Source organism: Candidatus Tisiphia endosymbiont of Metellina segmentata, from assembly GCF_964030715.1.
GTDB lineage: Bacteria > Pseudomonadota > Alphaproteobacteria > Rickettsiales > Rickettsiaceae > Tisiphia.
Genome location: NZ_OZ034919.1, coordinates 360406 through 380349, shown reverse-complemented (window position 1 = coordinate 380349; position 19944 = coordinate 360406). Strand labels below are relative to the sequence as shown.

The window sequence follows — 19944 nt, the reverse complement described above, 5'->3', positions numbered from 1 at the left end:
ATTTTAAAATTAAATTTTACTGAAATTATTATACAGTAGAGAAAATGGTAGATTACGTAATACATACATTTGGTGGAGGAGATATATTATGGCATATATTTAATGGCATAGGTAGAGTATTTGCCTCAAATAGCGAATATTTTACCCCAGTAGGTAAGTTTGCTTTAAGCCTGGGTGGTATTTGGGCAGCAACTAGAGCTATTTTTAAAGGGAATATTGGTATTTTTGCCATGGAGTGGTTTTTCCCATCGTTTTTTATTTTTGTGTTACTATTTACACCAAAAGCTACTGTTTGGCTTAAAGATGAAATATCGATGAGTGCTCCTGTTAAAATTGATAATATTCCAATTGGTATTGCTTTTTTTGCCTCTAGTGCATCGAAAATCAGTTATACTTTGTCAGAGATGCTAGAAAAACACCTTTTGCCTGCCGATGATGGATTATCTAGTAGAAAAAATGGCATTATGTTTGGTGCTAAAGCTGTAGGTAAAATCAAAGACATCCAAATAGAGGATCCAATAACTTTGACTAATAGTAAAGAATTTTTAAGACAATGTTTTATGAAACCTTATGTTATCGGCAATATTTTAGGTAAAAAAGGAGCAGCACAAAAAACAAATGATATAATTGGTTTTATAGAACAAAATATGCCTAATAATTTTGGTATTTATTATAAAGATCCAAGTAATTCTGCTATTAGTTTTAAAACTTGTAGGCAAGTAACTCCATTAATCAAGGCAGCTATTAACAAAGAGTTACATGAGGGGTTACTAACTAAATTTGCCTCTAGCATAGGGGTGCAATCTGACAGACCAGAACAATTAAACCAGAGATTAAAAGCTATGACTGGCGATACGCTGAAATATCTCAAGAAGGAACAAACAGATATTCATCAGTGGATGAAACAAGCAATGCTGTTAAATGCTAACCGTGAAGCCTATGATGATTGGCGAGAAAAGTTCTCATTAGCTAGAATATATCCGCAACTAGTTAGTATGAATGCTACTCGTGGATTGTTTCAACAATCATTTAGCTATTTAGTAGCAGGAGAAATGGCAGCAAGTATTATGCCAATATTGCAGTCTGTATTTTTTGCACTTGTTACCTGCATGATCTTTATAGTATTTCCAATGAGTATGCTACCTGGTGGTTATAGCATATTAAAAACTTGGATAATTTTAATAATATGGGTAACAAGCTGGTCAGTATTTTTTACTATCATTCATTGTTTGGGAATGATTAGTTTAGCTGGTAAATCTGGTTCTAGTGGATTAACCGGTTTAAATATCTTATCCCAAGGAAGTTTTTCTGAAATGATTCTGCATAGTTACGCTACCTTTCAAATGTTAGCTGCATCAGTACCAATGTTATCTTGGGCAGTATTAAAGGGCTGTGTCCACGCTACCACCACGCTTGCTAACCAATTTTCTCCAATATCAGTGGCAAGTGGTATAGGAGCAAACATTGCTGATAATAATATTTCCATGGATAACTATAATATTGGCAACCGCACCATCGCCCAGCAGAGTTTAGCCCCAACTCTACAAATGGCAGGAGGTATTATTGATGATGGAGGTATGAGAGTAACTAGTACTGATAGTGGCAGACAGATACTTACTGAGGCAGTAGACTCTTTGGTAAATAATTATCGCTCCTCTAAATTATTACAAGATAGCTATCAAAGTCAGTTTACCAACTCACAAAGCTATCTTGATGGATTAACTGATAGGTACAGTGATTTGACTACAACAGGGACATCTTTAGCAACTGAGATAGGTAAGAGATTAAGTTATGAGGAAGCTAAATCTATAGGAATTACTGATAGTCAGTATTTAGCCTTGCAGCAAACGAATTCAGATAGTGAATCTGCTACAGAGCATACTGCGAGTAGTTATAGAAAATTAGATGGAACTCATGTAAATATAGGGTTTAAGACACCTGTAGCAGAATTGGGATTTGGAATTGCATCAGATAATCAAGAAGTAAAAGAGCAAGGAAAATCCGTAAATCAGCAACAATCATATAATGAGGCACTTTCAAAGATCAGAAGTGCTACTAAAGAAGGCAGGCTTAATCAATCTAATAGTGATGTACAATCACTAAGTAATAATCTTAATAGTAACTTCTCTGAGCAACAATCTGTTGGACAAGAAATAGCCAGAACCAAACAAACCATGGAACAGCTTATCTATAATATGAATTATGTATCACAAAACTCTGCTTCAATTGACCGTAATTTAAATGAACCAGTACTAGATAGTATAATGAGCAAGAATATTCCTGGGGTTACCAGCAAAGAGCAAGCAGCAAAATGGGCAAATACTCATCAACATGAGGCAGAGCAAATAGCTTTAGATACAGCTAAAATTAACAATGTTATTCCTCAAAGTTTGAGCTCTGCTGGTAGTGGCAATATTCCATCTAAACAGGAACTACGATCAACTTTTGATGAAAATGTAAAGAAATTAAATGATCAAGCTACTATTGGTAATATTAATAATAGAAAAAATGATATGTATGATCAGAGTGTAGAACAAGTGCTGATAAATAATGCAACTGAATATGAAGGAGAAAAAATACAAAACCTTAATCAGTTACCAGATAAAATAAAAGATAGAACTCAGCAGGTTCAGGATGAATTTAATAAGGTTCCAGACTCCACAATTATCAGAACTACTCAGCAAGTAGCAGATAATCTTGGAATAAGTCAAGAAGCGATTAAGAAAAGAAATATAAAGTTACCAGGATATAAAAAGGAACACGAAAATAATTAAAAGTAAATTTATGCCAAATATAAAAAAATTACTATTCAAAATTGTTTTATCATTACTATTTTCTAGTACTGCTATTGCAGAAACAAATAAGTTGTTAGATCAAAATACTAACACAAAACAACAAAATGAGATGGATCAGCAAAGTAAAATTAAAGAGCCAAATATTTTAGCAGAAGAATATTTTAAGATAGGCAGGTCTTTTTTTAAATTAGGTCAATATCAAGAAGCTATCAAAAATTATGATTTAGCTATTAAGTATAAACCAGATTACGCTGAAAGCTATAACAGTAAAGGAATGGCTTTCAATGATTTAGGCAACTATCAAGAAGCCATTAAAAATTTTGATATTGCTCTTAAATATGATTCTAACTTTGCAGAAGTCTATAATAATAAGGGAGTATCTTATAAAAAACTAGAAAAATATCAGGAAGCTATAATATTATATGATATGGCTATCAAATATAAACCAAATTTTGCAGTAGCATATAATAATAAGGGTAATGTTTTAAATATATTAGGAAAATATCACGAATCTATAGAATATTTTGATATTGCTCTTCAATACAATCCCAATTATCCAGAAGCATATTATAACAAAGGGATATCTTTAATGAATTTAGGATTATACCAAGAGGCAATAAAAAATATTGATCTTGCCATTAAATATAAGCCTGATTACGTGGAAGCCTATAATAATAAAGGTCTATCTTTAATACATTTAGGACAGTTTCAAGAATGTATAAGAGCTTGTAATTTAGCGATTAAATATAAACCTAATTATGTAAAAGCATATTATAATAAAGCATATGCATTGAATATATTATGGAAATATCAGGAAGCCATAGAAAATTGTGATTTGGCAATCAAATATGATTCTAATTATGTAGCAGCTTATTTAGAAAAAGGCATAGCCCTTGAAAAGTTAGGTAAACATCAAGAAGCCATTAAAAATTATGATTTAGCTATTAACTATAAAGCTGATTTTGCTGAAAGCTATTTAGAAAAAGGTATTGCCTTAATAAGTTTAAGAAAACATCAACAAGCTAAAGAAAACTTTACTTTAGCTCTTAAATATAAACCTAATCTTATAGAAGAATATGAAAAAATAATTACAGGTTTAAGGCAATTAGGTAACAATCGTATGACTGATGAATTTGAACAGAAATTAAAAATATTAAAAGATAATTTATAAACTGATAACAAACTTAATGAGCTATCAAAATCACAATCATACCAATTGCAATAATTAACGCAGTGGTGTAAAATGGGTTTTTAACTGATAAAGGTACTCAAATGGCTAGGTTAATATTACCGCAAGGTTTTCATGGTCATGATTTTATAAAAATGATGAAACATGAGCCGCATGGTCGAAATCGTATACGTTTATTGGCGATGTATTACCTTCAATTAGGCAAATCTTTTAAAGCCATATCTGAAATAGTGAAGTCACACTGGAAAACTGTACAATCATGGCTCAGAAGATTTAGGAATCATGGTTTTGAAGGATTATTTGAATCACAAAGAAGCGGTGCCCCTAGGAAGATTAACACTATACAAGAGTCTGCTCTTTTTGATAAAATCAATACGCTCAGTGAAAGTAAAACTGGTGGGTATATAACTGGAAAGGAGCTACATATCATGTTACTTGAGGAATATGGTGCTAAATGTACTTTAAAAACAGTCTACAATACTATGCACCGCCTTGGTTTTAGCTGGATTATACCAATTGCAATAATTAACGCAGTGGTGTAAAATGGGTTTTTAACTGATAAAGGTACTCAAATGGCTAGGTTAATATTACCGCAAGGTTTTCATGGTCATGATTTTATAAAAATGATGAAACATGAGCCGCATGGTCGAAATCGTATACGTTTATTGGCGATGTATTACCTTCAATTAGGCAAATCTTTTAAAGCCATATCTGAAATAGTGAAGTCACACTGGAAAACTGTGCAATCATGGCTCAGAAGATTTAGGAATCATGGTTTTGAAGGATTATTTGAATCACAAAGAAGCGGTGCCCCTAGGAAGATTAACACTATACAAGAGTCTGCTCTTTTTGATAAAATCAATACGCTCAGTGAAAGTAAAACTGGTGGGTATATAACTGGAAAGGAGCTACATATCATGTTACTTGAGGAATATGGTGCTAAATGTACTTTAAAAACAGTCTACAATACTATGCACCGCCTTGGTTTTAGCTGGATTACTTCTCGTTCAATGCATCCAAAGTCAAATCAAGAGACTCAAAATACATATAAAAAAACTTCCCAGACATGCTAACAGAATTATTACCAAAAAATATCGATAGATGTAAAGTTGATATATGGTCTCAGGATGAAACTCGAGTTGGGCAACAAGGTAGCTTAACTCGTATATGGGCTAAGCGTGGCACTAGACCCCGTAAAGTTCGGCAACAGCAATTCATTTCAACATATATTTATGGAGCTGCTTGCCATGATACAGGAGAAGCTTTTGCATTAATTTTACCATATGCAAATACACAGGCAATGAATAAATTCTTAGAAGACCTTTCTCGCAGTATTCAAGGCAACCGACATATAGCTTTACTAACGGATAATGCAGGTTGGCACACAGCCAAAAAACTAACTGTGCCAAGCAATATCACTTTGATACCGCTTCCGCCCTATGCACCGGAACTTAATGCAATGGAACAAGTTTGGGCATGGATCAAAAATCATTTCTTGTCTAACCAATGTTATGGTGTATATGAAGATATCGTCACTATGGCTTGTTACGCTTGGAATCAATTTGCTCATAATGTAGATTTAGTAAAATCAATTATGTATAGAGACTGGATAAATACACCGTGTTAATTATTGCAATTGGTATAACACTATGCGTGATGGAGTAAATATGAATAATATAGAGAAAAGAAAGTTATTAGTAATGCCATCTGAAATTATGAATCTACCAGACCTTACTTGTTATGTTAGGCTTGCTGGTAATATTCCTATTACTAAACTAACAATGAATTTGCAAACTCACTAAAATGTCAAAAGTCATTTTAAAGCGTTTTTAGAGGGGATAAATAGCTTTATGTAGAAAAGTATATAAAAAAGGGAAATTACACTATAACCCCTCTCTAAACAGCTAATTTGGGTTTATGAGTCTGTCCTATAGTTTGTGTAAGTTGCAAAGAAAGCAGTAAGAGATTACTGTAAAAAAAGTAACTTAAGCAAGCAAGGAGGAATTATGGCTAAAAAATTAGATACAGATAAAGATACATTAAACATCAGTAATCAGCTAGTAGAAGAATTATTATCAAAAGCAGATCCATCGGAGTTATTTGGTCGAGATGGTTTATTTCAACAGCTAAAGAAGCAAATAGTTGAGAAAATATTAGCAAGTGAGTTGGATCATGAATTAGGATATTCAAAACATAGCAAGATGCTAAAAGTAGATAATAATCGTCGTAATGGTAGCTATGAGAAGACAGTAATTGATGGGGATGGTCGTAAGCTGACATTAGAAGTACCAAGAGATCGGGAAGGAGAGTATAATCCTCAATTAATACCAAAAGGGCTGAGGAGATTTAATGGATTTGATGAGAAAGTGATATCCCTTTATGGTCGCGGTATGACAGTCAGCGAGATCCGAGGGCATTTAGAAGAAATATATCAAACTGATGTATCTGGTGACTTGATATCCACCATAACAGATGGGGTGATAGAAGAAGTAACTAGGTGGCAAAATCGTTGTTTAGATAGGGTGTATTCAATATTATACTTGGACTGTATCTATGTAAAATCTAGAGACAATCACATAGTAATAAATAAAGCAGTATATTTAGCACTTGCTGTAAATATAGAAGGGAAAAAGGAGTTACTTGGCATTTGGATAGGCAAAAATGAAGGTGCTAAATTTTGGATGCAAGTAGTTACTGAGTTAAAGAATCGAGGAATTGAACAAATTTATGTTGCTTGTGTGGATGGTTTAAAGGGCTTTCCAGAAGCTATAAGCAGCGTATTCCCGAGTACTATAGTACAATTATGTATTGTACATATGGTTCGCAATTCAGTAAAGTATGTGTCATATAAAGATTTAAAAGAGGTCACATCAGATCTAAAACAAATTTATACAGCTAATAATGACGAAATGGCACGTTTAAAACTTCAGCAATTTGGTGTAAAATGGGATAAAAAATATCCGGTAATTTCTGATATTTGGCAACGTAATTGGTCTGGGATAATACCGTTTTTTGCCTTTCCTGAAGAGATCAGAAAGGTAATTTATACTACTAACACTATAGAATCTGTAAATCGTCAAATTAGAAAGTCGGTCCGCCAAAAATATTTAAAGCCCCCATAATCTATGATTGAATAAAATTTTTACAAAAAAAATTCTAATATTTGCACTAAAATTAAAAATTGTTTTCAATTTTATTGAAAAATTTCTGTTTTAGTAAAATTTTTACATGAGCTTATTGTTAACGATTTTTTTTTAATCGTTTAGCAAGTTTTTTAATGATAATTTTTTTATGTAGAGTTAGGCATGATTTGTAAATGATTGGCAATACATCGTAAATTCAAACCTATAGCAGAGATTATTGGATTGATCACATCTCCTATCACACCCTTCAAGAAGTTTCTGCCCATCCTGCCATATTGTTTCAAATGCCCTATTATTGGTTCTATAGCACTGCGTCTCCTGATCATACACTTGTCTTCTTTCAATAACTTTTTCCGAGTTTTTGGGGTATATACCTTACTCTTCTCTTTAACATTGCTGCCAGTATAACCAAGATCAACAAACGATTTTTTTATCTTTATTCCAGTTACATTTTCTACCGCTTCAAAACTCTGCTGCAATGTATGACCATCATAAGGATTATTATGAAACGATTTTGCTGACAGTACAAAATTTCTAAGACCACTGACTACTACCGCAACTTTATTGCCAAACTCATATGGCTTGTTTCGTTTTCCCTTCACTATACACTCTACCTCAGGGGCATGAAAACTATACAATATTTTATTCTGTTCTTTGTATTGCTTTTTCTCTTCTCTTTTTAAAACAGATTGGCTATGTATTTGTTTTACTTTTTTCAATACTTCTTGATCTCTGATAGATAAGTTTAATTTCTGATTTTTTATCTCACGCTCACATATTCTAACCAAACGACCAAGTAACGTTTTTAAATGCTTCATTATTTTCCAACGCTTCTTGGCTTTGCTATGCTCTTTATACTTCCAGAGCTTTATTATATCTCGCTTATAGGTTCTAGCGTAGGTTTCGTTTAAACTTATACCCAAACTTTGGCAAAGCTTCACAATACTAAGCCTAGCTTTATCCATTAAATAAACATCATGTGGGTGCTTGATATTCTTAATTTGTACCGTTGTATCAGCAATTATCAATTCCAAATCTTTTTTTTTAATTGTGTTAGTTCTTATTCCAACTCTTATCAACTCTGCTAATATCTCGTTATATCCAGATTCACCTAATAAATTACGAAATCTTCTTATGCTAGTTTCAGACATCGCTATATCTGTTTCTATATATTCCCACCCACAGAAATATTGCTAATATATGTTTTCTTTTAGTTCTTCCTCTGCTAATGAATCTGAAAAATTATACATTGCTTGTAGCATCGTTACACCAAGCATCACTCTATGACATTTTCTATTTCTACCAAATCTCTTAATAGAAACATTTTTTGATAACCATTCTTCTAGACCAGACCAATTTATTAATTCTCTTAATTTATATAGCTTATTATTTGAGTTTAATTCTTCTTTTAATTTATAACCAAAAAGTTTTCCTTGTTTTTGTGATTTGATAATATTTTCTATTGGCATATTGACTGAAATCCATAAGGTTTATTAGCATATTTTAACATTTTCTTATGGATTTCTTTATTATTTTCTGCCATTAAAACCTATTATCTATAAGACTTATAGAGTTTTGCCGGACAGACTATATATCCTCAAAATATGACAAAAATTTTACTTTATTACTACTTTGCCAATATCCTCTCATTGCTGCCTAACTTGTTCTAAGAATCAATTTATATTTTAATGCAAAGTGGTTTATACAAATTTTTAATTGAAACATCTAAACCTTGCAAAACGCAATGATTGAAACAAATATATGATTTGATTGAGATATAACCTTCTTTGTATACAACTTTGCAGCATTTTGCTTGATTGATGGCTCTATAGCTATTCTACAAATGCAGAACTAGAACCTGCCACATCTACTAAGGTAGTCTCTCCTAGCGAATTTATATGCAACAAGTTATCTATTTCTTCAAATCTATCTTTAAATTCCTGGTTCTCACGTAAATCATTGAATGAAGTAAGTATAATATTACTAATAACTTCCTGGCATTCTTTATTACCTACAACAAACTTCTGAGCATCTTTTATGGCATCAGTCAATACCTTAAATTCTAATTCCTTCAACTGAGGAGTACGTTGATTAAACTCATCGAACACTCCAAGTAATTTCTTAAATTCTTCTATTTTACCTCTTCCGAGAAATCCACCTAAGACATCTCTTTCAGCTACAAAAAAAGCTTCTTTTCTTTCTTGAGTAATTACAGGCTTTTTATCATAGAATCGCGTTTGAACCCAATTGGCAATCCTATCTAACCTATTATTCCTAACTGACTCAGCTAAAAATTCTGTAAGGTGCTCTCTTGCTGATTCATATTCTAACATTTTTTTTCTATGCATAATTCAACTCCTCTATGTATTTTTTTAACTAAAATCAACATTTACGCCATATAACTCAGCCGCTTCAACTTCTCCGCTAGTAAGAAACGAATGATGAGCTTCATCACCACTATAAAACATTCCTATTTTATCGGTTTCTTGATTAAGAGTATTCATAAAATCTTGTTGTTCATCATTTTCTATACCATAATCCTTGATGGCTAATCCAGAAAAAGCTTTTAATATCTCCAAAGGATAGTTATCACTTACATAATTTTCATCACCAGCATTTTTAAAACCTTCTTGAAATGACTTAAAAGGCAATATCGATAGATAAGCATGATCTATAATTTTCTTAGCTAATAAAGAGGGATTTAAATCTTCTTCCCTGAACACTACCTTATCATTATAACCTATAGCACTATTTATCTGATCCTTTCTATACTCTGCTCCATCTTTAACATGATAAGCTGCTTTTCTACTTCCTTCTGCAGAAGGAAGCACATTAATTAGTCTTATAGATTGAACTTTTTTATCCGACTCATTTGCTGGAACTAACACCTTTTCTTCTAAAGGCTTAAAATCGAATGCATCGTATAAGTGTTTTGCTATATGATACCTTACATAATCTAAATCCCCTGACTGTTGTTCTACATATTGCATCATAACTTGAAGGGAAACGTTTCCATTATAACGATCCTCTAATTCCTTTTCTAATTCTCTGATTTTTATTTTAGTGTTATACTTTTCATTATATTCCATAATTTTTGGTTGTATCTCCACATCATCATCTCTATCATTGACTAAAGATATAATCTTATTTATTGCCTTCAACGCATCTATCACTTTTTTAATTCTATTTCCTTCATTTTGTACAATTCTTACCTTTGGATCTTGTTTTTTCTCAGTCTGTAATTTACCTCCTTTTGCTAATTCTGCTGCCTCATCATGAGTTAATATCTCAAATTCATGCCCTCTAGGTTCTTTAGCTTTCGCCGCTGAAGAATAATAACGAATTTCATTGATCAAAGTATTTCCTTCTTCAGGAAACGCAGTGTAAAGCATTTGACTAAACAGAGTCAACATTAATCTTCCAATAGCTTCATAGGCAATACCTATTGTGTTTTGATCTTGGATTGCTTGCTGCAGTGAATCTATAGAGTAATCAATAAACTTACCCATACTTCTTGTATAATTTGCCTTAAATTGTTCTACCTGTTCCTCATCAAAAAGATTATCTTCTTTTATTTTTTCAATGATTTTTTTGTCATTTATTAAATATTTATATGCTCCTCCTCTTACATTCTTTATCCTAACATGATAGAAATCTTCATCTTCAGCAAGTTGCAATGCTGCTTTAAGGTCATCATACTCTTGACGATTAAGACATAGTCCAAGTTGATCAGATACAAATATCTTCATAGGATTTACTAAACGAGTTAATACTCTTCCTGTTAAAACATCTTCATCTTGCACCTTTGACTTTATGAAAAGTTCTACAAGAGAGTACGGAGTAACATGACGCATCTGTTTTTTAGAGCTGCCTGAGACCGGAGGACGACCTAATATGACGATTTTATTACCTTCATCTTCATCAATAACCACATCTATCAGCACTTTATCACTCATGTTTACTCCCGTTACGGCGTTTAAAAAACCATGAATTCTTGATTTTTTTACTTGAAAAAATCCAAGATCATTTGACTCTTCCATTAAAATACCCTCCTCCTCTTATTATCAATTACCCTCTTGGTTAAGATTATGTCTATAAAATGGACAAGTCAACAATTTTGTTTAGAACATGTCACATAATAAACTTACAAAACTATATGCTATAGAAGGTTCTAAATAGGGTAAAGATGGAGAACGGAACTGTTGTTGCATATAATCATCTAAAAGCCCAAACTAGAAATGTACAACTAATGTGATTACATTGGATACGCTGTTTTCTGCATTGGCAACGTTCTATACAGTAATTGCTTAATTTCTCTATGCATGCTCTCAATTACCTACCGAAAACCAAACTCATCTTGTACAGCTTTAGAAGATTTTTGAGTTTTGTTATTGCTAACAACATAATCAACTCTGTTGGTAGCCTAAACATTGGTGCTAAGCACCACGCAACAAAATATAAGAAACTGGCTCTGTACCACACTTCAACGTAGTATCATTTTTAACAGTAACCATTAAGCAGCATCTGTATTATTTGCGATACTTCTATAAAATGAAATAACCAAGCTAATATTAAGCTATAATCGTCAATTTCACTGGTGCATTGATCACAGCCGTTTGGTAGCATGGTTTTGGAGTTTTGGTAATATCATTGATGGCATCATACATAACTTAAGTGTATGAGAGACCTCGTTTAGGAGAGTAATTCTATTACCCCTCCAACTTAAAATTAGCTTGGCTTAACAGCATTTAACAAGAAGGAGGTTATAATGGTAAAGGAAAATAATGATAAACAGAAATTGGAAATAATGAATCCTGATGCAGCAGTCATTGATATCAGCTCTAGAGAACATTATGTTTGTTTACCAGTTGGAAGAGATAAAGTAAGTTGTTAAAAAATTTGCTGCTTTTACTATTGATTTAAAAGAAATGGTACATTGGTTGAAAGAATAGATCTTATATCTTAAGAATGTGTTATAAGTAATTAAAGAGGGTGACTTGAATAGACCTTGACTAAAATAGTCGCTAAGAGAATAAGTACCCTCTTTTTGGTAGTTTACCTTGAACAAATTGCAGAAGGTGGTCTTAAAAAGAGCAGCCTTGCACAATAAGAAGAAGGAGATTATATCATGAATAAAATAATAGGTCTAGACGTAAGTAAAAACTGGCTTGATATATGTGTATATAATACAAGAGATAAACCTAAATATCATCGTTTTGCCAATGATGCAGCTGGTCATGAAGAGATGATTAAATTAGCAAAAGAGCAAGAGATTAAGCTAATAATATGTGAACCTACTGGAGGATACGAAGCTGAGATTTGTCAAAAGCTGGATAATAATAACCAACAAATACATAAGGTCAATACATATAGTTTTAATTCTTTTAGTAAATCGGTGAATTTGTGTAAAACTGATAGGAAGGATGCATTTAAATTAGCATATTATGCGGATAAGATGCAGCTTTCAGCGAATTATATATATCAAGTTGAATCAGAGACTTTGAAGAGATGTCAACAAAGACGAGAAGATTTAGTATTAATGCTTAGCAATGAAAAGAAAAGACTACATCATAGCATTGATGGTATTGATAAAGAGAGTATAGAAAAGCTCATTAAATTTTTACAGAATGAAATAGCTGAGCTTGATAAAAAGTTAAACAAAACAATAGATGAGTCAGAAGAGTTAAAAGAGAAGGTAAAAATATTAGAGACTGTACCTGGTATTGGTAAATGTTTAGCTACAAAACTAATTAGTTTTGTACCTGAATTAGGGGATAAAAATTATAGTAGCAATGAATTGTCATCAATTGTTGGTATAGCTCCATATGCTCGTGATAGTGGTAATAAGCAAGGACGAAGATTTATTCGAGGAGGCAGGAAAATACCTAGAGATGCTTTATACATGGCAGTATTAGCTGGTAAGAATGGTTTCCAATATTTAAAAATTTTATATGATAGGCTTGTTAATAATTTTAAACCTAAGAAAGTTGCGATAGTTGCTTGTATGCGTAAGTTACTTGAAGTGTGCCATAAACTTATTCAACAAAAACGTGTTTTTGTTATTAAATAATATTTATCTATTTTTATAAAATTTAGATAAAAGATAATTGCTCTTTCGAAATTCTCTATTGTATATCCGTTAGGATATTATAAAAATTTCCCATTATGAAAAGATGGCTTTTGACCAAGGTTTTTAGTCATATTTGAGATAACACAGCGTAAGTTTTGATATGTAAAACGGTTTACAAATAAAGTTAAGACTTTTAGATGATTATATGCAACGACAGCTCCGTTCTCCATCTTTACACTATTTAGAACCTTCCATAGCGTAAGTTTTGTAGATATAGATATTTTTAATAATTATTTATTGCAACGGTGGTTGATAGTCAATTATTGATTTATAACCTCTTATTAGCTATATCGTTAATCATGTCTTCAATAATATCTTCAACTAGTGGTAATTTAACTGGTACTTGTACAGTAAAAGTTGTACTCTTACCTTGATAGCTGTTAACATTAATTTTACTATTTAGTTCAAAGATAAACTGTTTGACTAAATTTAAGCCTAAACCTAAGCTTAAATCCACTTCCTCAGCACTATCTTTACTAGTAGAAGAGTCAAGACTGTTTAATTGCTTATAAAGATATTGTTGTTGGTCTTTGGACATACCTATACCGGTATCATGAACGATGAATTGCAAAATATCTTCCTTAGCACGGGTATTTTTAATATTATTTTCATTATAGATATTTTCCTAATTCGAAGGTTGGAGCAGCAAAAAAATTGGTGGTAATAATAATACTACCTTTCTCGGTAAAATTAATGGCGTTACTAACTAATTGATCTAATATTGCCTCAAGTCGGTAACTATCGGCAATGACCACATCCGCAAGATCATGCTGAAAATTAGCAACGAGCTTTATGCCTTTATAATTAGCAGCTGGTATTAGTTTAGTAATAACTCTATTTACTAACTTCTTAGGATCAATTTTTTGTAAGATGTGAGGTGCTAATGCTGTGGTAGCTGTCAAGCTTGAATGTGACTTAGCAAAGTCTAATATATCACCGGAGTAATTGATAAGCTCCTTGGCACAATTGGTAATGTTGGCTATAGATTGCTTCTTGCTAGGATCATTCTCTACTTCATATAGTACCAAAGCACCTGACCAAATGCTGATACAGGGAGTTTTTATACTAAGTGATACATTTTTTATAAAGTCTTGGTGATTAAATTAGCTAATTTGAGTTTTTTCTTAACTTGTTCTAGCTCAAGAGAAATATCATTATCGATATTATTTGTTTCATTGCTAGTTTTAGTTGTGTCTTCATTGGTAGTGTTATTATTTTCTGCCATTAAAACCTATTATCTATAAGACTTATAGAGTTTTGCCGGACAGACTAGCTTTAAATCAATTTGAAATACTTTGTGGAGATTTTAAATATGATTTATTGGAAAATAAAAAATGAACTTACACAAATTAAATGATTGACTCGGGTTTATTTTTTCTGAGTAAGAGAATGAATAAAAGATTTGCTAAGACCAGTTACAGCAGAAATAAAAGCAACATCAGAGCCTTGAGCTAACATTTTCTTTGCTATTTCAACTCTCTCTTCAGCTTTACCTTCAGCTTTACCTTCAGCTTTACCTTCAGCTTTACCAACCTGGATGCCTTGGACTATACCTTTTTCTATACCCTCATCAATATATTTCTCAGCAATAGTTCTCATAATATTCCCCTCTTCTGTTGCAGTTAAATGACTCGCTATTAGCCTCTCTAGCTCTTGTTGCTTACCTTCTTCTATCTTAGCCTCACTATACCATAAAAACGATCTTATGTAAATATAGCCTGTTGACTTATCTATACTAATATAGGATTTAAAATTTGTTAAAAGTTCATCCCACACCTTCAATATATCTCGCTTCTGTATATTTTTCATCATAAATTGTAACATACCGAAATGTTGCTTCTGCTTTATCTCATCATCAGACATTGATTGTAAATCTATTAGCTTATAATCCTCACACATCAATTGCTTTGCAAGTTTGGGATCACTAAACAACTCAAACAAGTTCTTTGGCACATTAAATCTTCTAGTACCATGATAAAACACCATTGGTACTATCAACGGTATTTTATTCCTACCTTTTTTATGTCTTTCAGCTAATAGCAACATATATTTCCATAATTTGAGTGCCATCCAATATTTTGGTCTTATCTCCGCCTCAATCAACACATACACAAAGGCTTGCTCATTATCTTTAGTCTTAACAGAATAGACTAAATCACTAAGAGCTCTTTTTAGGTCATCCTCAACAAATGATTCTTTCTCTATTGTTATTTTGGTTAAATCAACTATTTCCTTAACCTCTTCTGGTAAATAATGCTCCAAAAATTCTTGAGCTGCTATTTGATTGACCATTATCTTTTTAAATAATGCATCATGTTTTAGTTGAGTTGACATATTCTTGATTAGTTAATTATTATTATTTTTAATATAACCTATATAGTAGCTTTAACTATTATTCCCTGGTTTTTCTGAGTCTCTGCTGCATTTTGTAATTCATTTTTTATTTCCTTACCTATTACTGATTGTGGATTAATATATTGCATCACTTGTTTATCTTTGCCTATGGCAACTAAGTAATCTTCTGGTACGGCGTAGCTTTTACCTCTAAAATCATTTATTACTATATCGCAGAATCTAACATTACCTAAATTATAATTAGGAGCAAACTTATTTTTCATTATTTGCAAATCTTTTGTTATTTTCTGCTCAATAGCTTTAGAACAACTATTCTTGCTATAGAGAATAAAAGACTCTATGCCTTTTTCCTTATATATTTGCAAGGCTGTATTTATGTTCTCCTTAGTAGTAAATCTTTCCAATGATTTTATTTGCCATTGAAACTTCTGTAATATATCGCGATTTGCTGATTTTCCAAGTTCTAGTTCTATAGATTTGATTTGTGATTTATTATTGTCAGCATTATTAACTGGTTTTAATGACTCAGTAAATTTAGTTGTTTTTTCGTTTAGTGTTTCATTTGATATTAATTTTGCTATTTCAGGTTCTATAAACTTTTTAATAGATTCTGCTCCTTGAGCTTTGAGCATATCATTAAAATCCCCCATATCTTGCGGCATTATTACTGATACTACTGCACCCTTAGCTGTTAATTGTTCTTTAGCTTTAATGACACTACTAACTGATACGGCACTTTGTCCATCATTATCTGCCGCAATGATTATCTTCTCTCCTTTTGTAGGTTGATAATTCTTAATATTACTTATACCTAAACTACAGATGATTTTACCTTTAATACCTGCTTCCTGCAAACTTAAAGCTGTTTCTACTCCTTCTGCTATAATTGTTATGTTACTCCTTGACTTATTCCCTTGTTGATTATCTTGTTGAATTTCTACAAAACAACCACTAATTTTACCAAATGAACGTTTATTAACGGCAATATCAGCTTTAGCACCTGTTTCTTGGTTTAAATAGATCGATTGTCCACCAGTGATTCTACCTTCTTGATCTCGTGCGAAGGCAATTAAGGCTGGATAATATTGTTTGCTGCCATTATCCCACATCATGTTAGTTTTAAGGTCTTGGCTTAATTGGAATTTTTCTAATACTGTTTCAATTCCACGGTGCTTACCTAAATATTGTCTAGCTACATTATTATTGGTAGAATATAGTACAGAACTTGATTTTTCATATAATCCTTCCGCTTGTTTTATCTTAGCTATCTCTCTGTTTTGTTCTTGTTGATTCTGGATTTTAGCTTGCCTGTAAGACTTATCTACTACCAAATCTACTAATAGGTCTTGTTTATAGACAGTTGGCATACCAACCATTTCTTGTAAATATTTCTGAGCTTGAATAAAGTTACATTTTCTTTCTCTCTGTACTAAGGTAAATAAGTCTCCACCTTCACCTTTACTAAAATCGTACCATATTCCAGCCTTACCTCCTTTAATCTTCATTGCTATTTTACCATCTTTTTCCCAGCGTAATATATAATTATTGGATAAAAGCTCATTTGGTCTGCCAAGAAGACTATGTGCTATGTCTTCAGCTTTGAAAGATAGTAATTGCTTTAACTTTAGACTCTCTTGCTTGTTGATAAAATCATAATTAATGTTATGTGTCATATTTTTATTTTTTATATTATCCTGAGTAGAAGCATAATTTATTATACTATCTTCTTGTAACTTAGTGTTTATTTTTGGTTCTTGTTTATTGCTATTAGTTAACATTTTACCAGAGTTGTTTAACCCTTCTTGTAGTTGATTATTTTGAGCAAGATTCGTGCTAGTCTGCTGCAACACTTCTACTACTTTAACAAGTGACTCTGCTGTTACTGTTTGTTGATAATATTGCTTATTATACAATCTATCCTCTATGTCATTGGCTACATATTTAAACCAATTACCTAGTTTATTGATGATAGTAGGATTCTTATCTTCATGCATTTTGTTTAAATCTTCTAAAGTTTTAAAATGCATACTTGCTAGTCTATTATCTATTCTAGCAAGTTGTGATATTAAACTTGCCGTATTTCTTGTAGCTTGCCTATTACAGTACAGCTTTACTTGTTCTATATGCCTGGTCATTTCAACATAAGAGTTCCGAACATTACCAGCTAGATTATGTAAAACATATACATCTTTAATTGATGCTCCTTGAGCTTTAAAGACTGTAGAAGCATAGCCATGTTTAAAACTTATCTGCTCTGGATTAAATACTATTTCTCTACCTTGATCTGTTTTAGCGACAAACTTATTGTTACTTACTGAAACTAAAGTAGCAAATTCACCATTTTCTATTTGTAACTCTTTGTCAGTAGCCTTAAATAAAATACGATCTCCTACCATATAATCTTCATATTGCTTATCTGATTTTGAGCCTAGAATAGAACGACGATATTCTTTACCCGTTAGTAATCCACTTGCTTTTAATAATTCTCTTATTCCTTGATTAATACTATCTACTTCTTGGTTGCCTACAGTAATTATTAAACGTTCTTGTAGAGTAAATCTGCTACTATTCCAATCATCAATTAATCTTGCCATTGATTCTTCCAAAGTATGATCAATCTTTAACCCATTATGCCTCTCTAACAACACTATCCCAGCTGCAATATCTGATCTAGCAAAGCATAAAGCCATTTCTCTTGCCCACTTCTGACTTTGTCTTCTAATATCACTTAGTACATATGAACCAAATGTACTGGCAAATATTTCAAACATGCCACCTCGCTCGATTGAGGTTAGTTGCTTCTCATCTCCTGCTAATATTAAATTACAATTAGAGCTTCTTGCTATCTTAAATAATTCTAAATAATCACTATTACTTACCATTCCTGCTTCATCTACTACTAACAAGCTATTATTTGGTAGAGTAATTTTACCATTATACAATTTAAATAAAAATCCCTTTACCGTGTAACATTCTTGATATCCCTTACTTTTTAGCTCTGATACAGCTTTATGAGTAGGGCTAAGACCTATAATATTTTGTCCATGGTGAGTAATAAGTTTATAGGCAGTAGCGAGTATTTGTGATTTACCAGTACCAGCTCTACCACGCAGCATTCTTATCCCATTATATTGCAGTAAAATGTGTTGTAACGCTTCTCTCTGAGACTCGCTAATGTTAGAAAGTTTTGCTATGTCTTCTTTTAAACTTGTTATATTACCGACTATGTTATAATTGATATTATCATGAATTTTATTAGCTATTCTTAGTAATCGTAGTTCTTCTTCTCGAACATCATAAGTAGTGTAATATTTAGTATCTTTGCCATCTTCATTATATAGTTTTACTAACCTTTCTGAATTTAATACGTCTTGAATTAATTTTTGCTTTTCCTCTTGTCCTTGAATTTCTTTAACCGCTCTTACTACATCTTGTTTACTAAAAATAGCTTGATGGCTTATAATACGATTTAATACCCCATCACTATCTTTAATAATTTTTAGATGAGCTAGCTTGCTTAGCTCATTTTGCTCTGCTATTTCATTAATGATGTTTCTCATTCTTACAGGACCAAGATGTTGTTGTGGCATCATGCTTATTGAATCCACTCTATTTTCCAAACCTAATTTAGCAAAATATCTGTTCATTACTTCTTTGGCTCTTTGATGAATCATCTGTGATTCTGGAATAATAAATGCTTTCCCTTTAACTTTTTTAAATTCAGGATTTAAATCTACTGCCTTAGCTCCTAAACTCTTGCCGTCTTCTGTAAATCTCCTAGTAGTAACAAGCAGATGAGCATGCCAATTTCGTTCTCCATTATGGGGCTTATGTATATCTACTTGCACTCCTAAACCATTTTTTACCCATGCCATCTCTTCTATTATTTCATGGGTAATGGCTATTTTATCTTGTAAATCTAGCTCCTTATCGTCAGGCAAGGCTATAACAACATCTTTTAATAACTGGCTATTTTTTCTTTTCTCTGCCTGCTCTACCGCATTCATCAATATTTCAGGGTCTTTAAATCTTCCATCTACATAGCTAGGTAGTAAAACTGTATGATAGACGTTATCTCCTTTTCTGGCAAAATTATAAGTAACATTAGTCTGTTGATCTTTAACAATCGCCCTCGCATTATAAGCAGCTTTACAACAGCTATTTCCTCCTAAGCTTCTACTTACTATCTCGATCCTTGCAAATTGTATCGCCATAATTCTTTACTGTTCATTATCTCAATCTTGCATTACATTACCATGCTAATTTTAAATCATCGAGTAGAATCTAGATCAAATGAACCAGCAAAAAAAACAATAAACCTTTAGGTTTGTA

18 protein-coding genes are annotated in these 19944 nt (G+C 32.1%); 9 read left to right on the top strand and 9 right to left on the bottom strand.

What is annotated here, in order from left to right; genetic code table 11:
* The first annotated feature begins 44 nt into the window (after positions 1 to 44).
* The 7 genes from AAHM80_RS02140 to AAHM80_RS02110 all read left to right on the top strand — a co-directional run bounded on the left by AAHM80_RS02140 (position 45) and on the right by AAHM80_RS02110 (position 7106).
* Positions 45 to 2774: a conjugal transfer protein TraG N-terminal domain-containing protein gene (locus AAHM80_RS02140; protein ID WP_342260136.1), complete on the top strand. Its 2730-nt coding sequence runs from the start codon at positions 45 to 47 to the stop codon at positions 2772 to 2774.
* Between the two features lie 10 nt (positions 2775 to 2784).
* On the top strand, positions 2785 to 3966 hold the full coding sequence (locus tag AAHM80_RS02135; protein WP_342260135.1) for a tetratricopeptide repeat protein: 1182 nt from the start codon (positions 2785 to 2787) through the stop codon (positions 3964 to 3966).
* A 101-nt stretch (positions 3967 to 4067) separates the two neighbouring features.
* Positions 4068 to 4526 carry a helix-turn-helix domain-containing protein gene (locus AAHM80_RS02130; RefSeq protein ID WP_342259537.1) on the top strand — a complete coding sequence of 153 codons (459 nt, stop codon included), beginning with the start codon at positions 4068 to 4070 and terminating at the stop codon, positions 4524 to 4526.
* A 30-nt stretch (positions 4527 to 4556) separates the two neighbouring features.
* Positions 4557 to 5057 carry a helix-turn-helix domain-containing protein gene (locus tag AAHM80_RS02125; protein WP_342259385.1) on the top strand — a complete coding sequence of 167 codons (501 nt, stop codon included), beginning with the start codon at positions 4557 to 4559 and terminating at the stop codon, positions 5055 to 5057.
* Entirely contained in the window at positions 5051 to 5611 is a 561-nt protein-coding gene (locus tag AAHM80_RS02120; RefSeq protein ID WP_342259405.1) for an IS630 family transposase, read from the top strand. Before AAHM80_RS02125 ends, AAHM80_RS02120 begins: the two co-directional genes overlap by 7 nt.
* A gap of 40 nt (positions 5612 to 5651) precedes the next feature.
* Positions 5652 to 5786, top strand: coding sequence for a type IV secretion system DNA-binding domain-containing protein (locus AAHM80_RS02115; protein WP_342260134.1), 135 nt, complete (start codon positions 5652 to 5654; stop codon positions 5784 to 5786).
* 204 nt (positions 5787 to 5990) lie between these two features.
* The gene (locus AAHM80_RS02110; protein WP_342260133.1) at positions 5991 to 7106 is read left to right on the top strand and encodes an IS256 family transposase; all 1116 of its coding nucleotides are present in this window, start codon (positions 5991 to 5993) and stop codon (positions 7104 to 7106) included.
* A 167-nt stretch (positions 7107 to 7273) separates the two neighbouring features.
* Here AAHM80_RS02110 and AAHM80_RS02105 read toward each other — a convergent pair whose 3' ends face one another.
* From AAHM80_RS02105 to AAHM80_RS02090, 4 genes are all read right to left on the bottom strand, one after another.
* Complete coding sequence (locus AAHM80_RS02105) at positions 7274 to 8278, bottom strand: IS5 family transposase (protein ID WP_410521509.1); 1005 nt, start codon at positions 8276 to 8278, stop codon at positions 7274 to 7276.
* Positions 8279 to 8320: 42 nt separating this feature from the next.
* Complete coding sequence (locus tag AAHM80_RS02100; RefSeq protein WP_250311510.1) at positions 8321 to 8596, bottom strand: transposase; 276 nt, start codon at positions 8594 to 8596, stop codon at positions 8321 to 8323.
* A 363-nt stretch (positions 8597 to 8959) separates the two neighbouring features.
* The gene (locus AAHM80_RS02095; RefSeq protein WP_250311280.1) at positions 8960 to 9475 is read right to left on the bottom strand and encodes a hypothetical protein; all 516 of its coding nucleotides are present in this window, start codon (positions 9473 to 9475) and stop codon (positions 8960 to 8962) included.
* Between the two features lie 24 nt (positions 9476 to 9499).
* A complete protein-coding gene (locus tag AAHM80_RS02090) occupies positions 9500 to 11167 on the bottom strand; it encodes a hypothetical protein (protein ID WP_342260132.1) in 1668 nt (555 codons plus the stop codon).
* 728 nt (positions 11168 to 11895) lie between these two features.
* Here AAHM80_RS02090 and AAHM80_RS02085 point away from each other — a divergent pair.
* Both AAHM80_RS02085 and AAHM80_RS02080 read left to right on the top strand, forming a co-directional pair.
* Positions 11896 to 12021 carry a hypothetical protein gene (locus tag AAHM80_RS02085; RefSeq protein ID WP_342260131.1) on the top strand — a complete coding sequence of 42 codons (126 nt, stop codon included), beginning with the start codon at positions 11896 to 11898 and terminating at the stop codon, positions 12019 to 12021.
* Positions 12022 to 12255: 234 nt separating this feature from the next.
* Positions 12256 to 13197 carry an IS110 family transposase gene (locus tag AAHM80_RS02080; RefSeq protein WP_342259457.1) on the top strand — a complete coding sequence of 314 codons (942 nt, stop codon included), beginning with the start codon at positions 12256 to 12258 and terminating at the stop codon, positions 13195 to 13197.
* 328 nt (positions 13198 to 13525) lie between these two features.
* Here AAHM80_RS02080 and AAHM80_RS02075 read toward each other — a convergent pair whose 3' ends face one another.
* The 5 genes from AAHM80_RS02075 to AAHM80_RS02055 all read right to left on the bottom strand — a co-directional run bounded on the left by AAHM80_RS02075 (position 13526) and on the right by AAHM80_RS02055 (position 19826).
* On the bottom strand, positions 13526 to 13795 hold the full coding sequence (locus AAHM80_RS02075; RefSeq protein ID WP_410521508.1) for a hypothetical protein: 270 nt from the start codon (positions 13793 to 13795) through the stop codon (positions 13526 to 13528).
* Positions 13796 to 13868: 73 nt separating this feature from the next.
* Positions 13869 to 14285 (bottom strand): hypothetical protein, encoded by a 417-nt coding sequence (locus tag AAHM80_RS02070; protein WP_342260129.1) that lies wholly within the window; start codon positions 14283 to 14285, stop codon positions 13869 to 13871.
* A gap of 53 nt (positions 14286 to 14338) precedes the next feature.
* Positions 14339 to 14482 carry a hypothetical protein gene (locus AAHM80_RS02065; RefSeq protein WP_342260128.1) on the bottom strand — a complete coding sequence of 48 codons (144 nt, stop codon included), beginning with the start codon at positions 14480 to 14482 and terminating at the stop codon, positions 14339 to 14341.
* A gap of 143 nt (positions 14483 to 14625) precedes the next feature.
* Positions 14626 to 15591, bottom strand: a complete 966-nt coding sequence (locus AAHM80_RS02060) for an Rpn family recombination-promoting nuclease/putative transposase (RefSeq protein ID WP_342260127.1) — start codon at positions 15589 to 15591, stop codon at positions 14626 to 14628.
* A gap of 38 nt (positions 15592 to 15629) precedes the next feature.
* Positions 15630 to 19826, bottom strand: coding sequence for an AAA family ATPase (locus AAHM80_RS02055; protein WP_342260126.1), 4197 nt, complete (start codon positions 19824 to 19826; stop codon positions 15630 to 15632).
* Positions 19827 to 19944 lie beyond the last annotated feature (118 nt).

What these genes read in the sequence shown, in the direction of transcription:
- AAHM80_RS02115 (WP_342260134.1), top strand. Translation starts at nt 5,652, where the DNA reads ATGAATAATATAGAGAAAAGAAAGTTATTAGTAATGCCATCTGAAATT.
- AAHM80_RS02065 (WP_342260128.1), bottom strand. Translation starts at nt 14,482, where the DNA reads ATGGCAGAAAATAATAACACTACCAATGAAGACACAACTAAAACTAGC.
- AAHM80_RS02095 (WP_250311280.1), bottom strand. Translation starts at nt 9,475, where the DNA reads ATGCATAGAAAAAAAATGTTAGAATATGAATCAGCAAGAGAGCACCTT.
- AAHM80_RS02110 (WP_342260133.1), top strand. Translation starts at nt 5,991, where the DNA reads ATGGCTAAAAAATTAGATACAGATAAAGATACATTAAACATCAGTAAT.
- AAHM80_RS02100 (WP_250311510.1), bottom strand. Translation starts at nt 8,596, where the DNA reads ATGCCAATAGAAAATATTATCAAATCACAAAAACAAGGAAAACTTTTT.
- AAHM80_RS02090 (WP_342260132.1), bottom strand. Translation starts at nt 11,167, where the DNA reads ATGGAAGAGTCAAATGATCTTGGATTTTTTCAAGTAAAAAAATCAAGA.
- AAHM80_RS02075 (WP_410521508.1), bottom strand. Translation starts at nt 13,795, where the DNA reads ATGTCCAAAGACCAACAACAATATCTTTATAAGCAATTAAACAGTCTT.
- AAHM80_RS02105 (WP_410521509.1), bottom strand. Translation starts at nt 8,278, where the DNA reads ATGTCTGAAACTAGCATAAGAAGATTTCGTAATTTATTAGGTGAATCT.
- AAHM80_RS02125 (WP_342259385.1), top strand. Translation starts at nt 4,557, where the DNA reads ATGGCTAGGTTAATATTACCGCAAGGTTTTCATGGTCATGATTTTATA.
- AAHM80_RS02130 (WP_342259537.1), top strand. Translation starts at nt 4,068, where the DNA reads ATGGCTAGGTTAATATTACCGCAAGGTTTTCATGGTCATGATTTTATA.
- AAHM80_RS02060 (WP_342260127.1), bottom strand. Translation starts at nt 15,591, where the DNA reads ATGTCAACTCAACTAAAACATGATGCATTATTTAAAAAGATAATGGTC.
- AAHM80_RS02085 (WP_342260131.1), top strand. Translation starts at nt 11,896, where the DNA reads ATGGTAAAGGAAAATAATGATAAACAGAAATTGGAAATAATGAATCCT.
- AAHM80_RS02135 (WP_342260135.1), top strand. Translation starts at nt 2,785, where the DNA reads ATGCCAAATATAAAAAAATTACTATTCAAAATTGTTTTATCATTACTA.
- AAHM80_RS02120 (WP_342259405.1), top strand. Translation starts at nt 5,051, where the DNA reads ATGCTAACAGAATTATTACCAAAAAATATCGATAGATGTAAAGTTGAT.
- AAHM80_RS02080 (WP_342259457.1), top strand. Translation starts at nt 12,256, where the DNA reads ATGAATAAAATAATAGGTCTAGACGTAAGTAAAAACTGGCTTGATATA.
- AAHM80_RS02140 (WP_342260136.1), top strand. Translation starts at nt 45, where the DNA reads ATGGTAGATTACGTAATACATACATTTGGTGGAGGAGATATATTATGG.
- AAHM80_RS02055 (WP_342260126.1), bottom strand. Translation starts at nt 19,826, where the DNA reads ATGGCGATACAATTTGCAAGGATCGAGATAGTAAGTAGAAGCTTAGGA.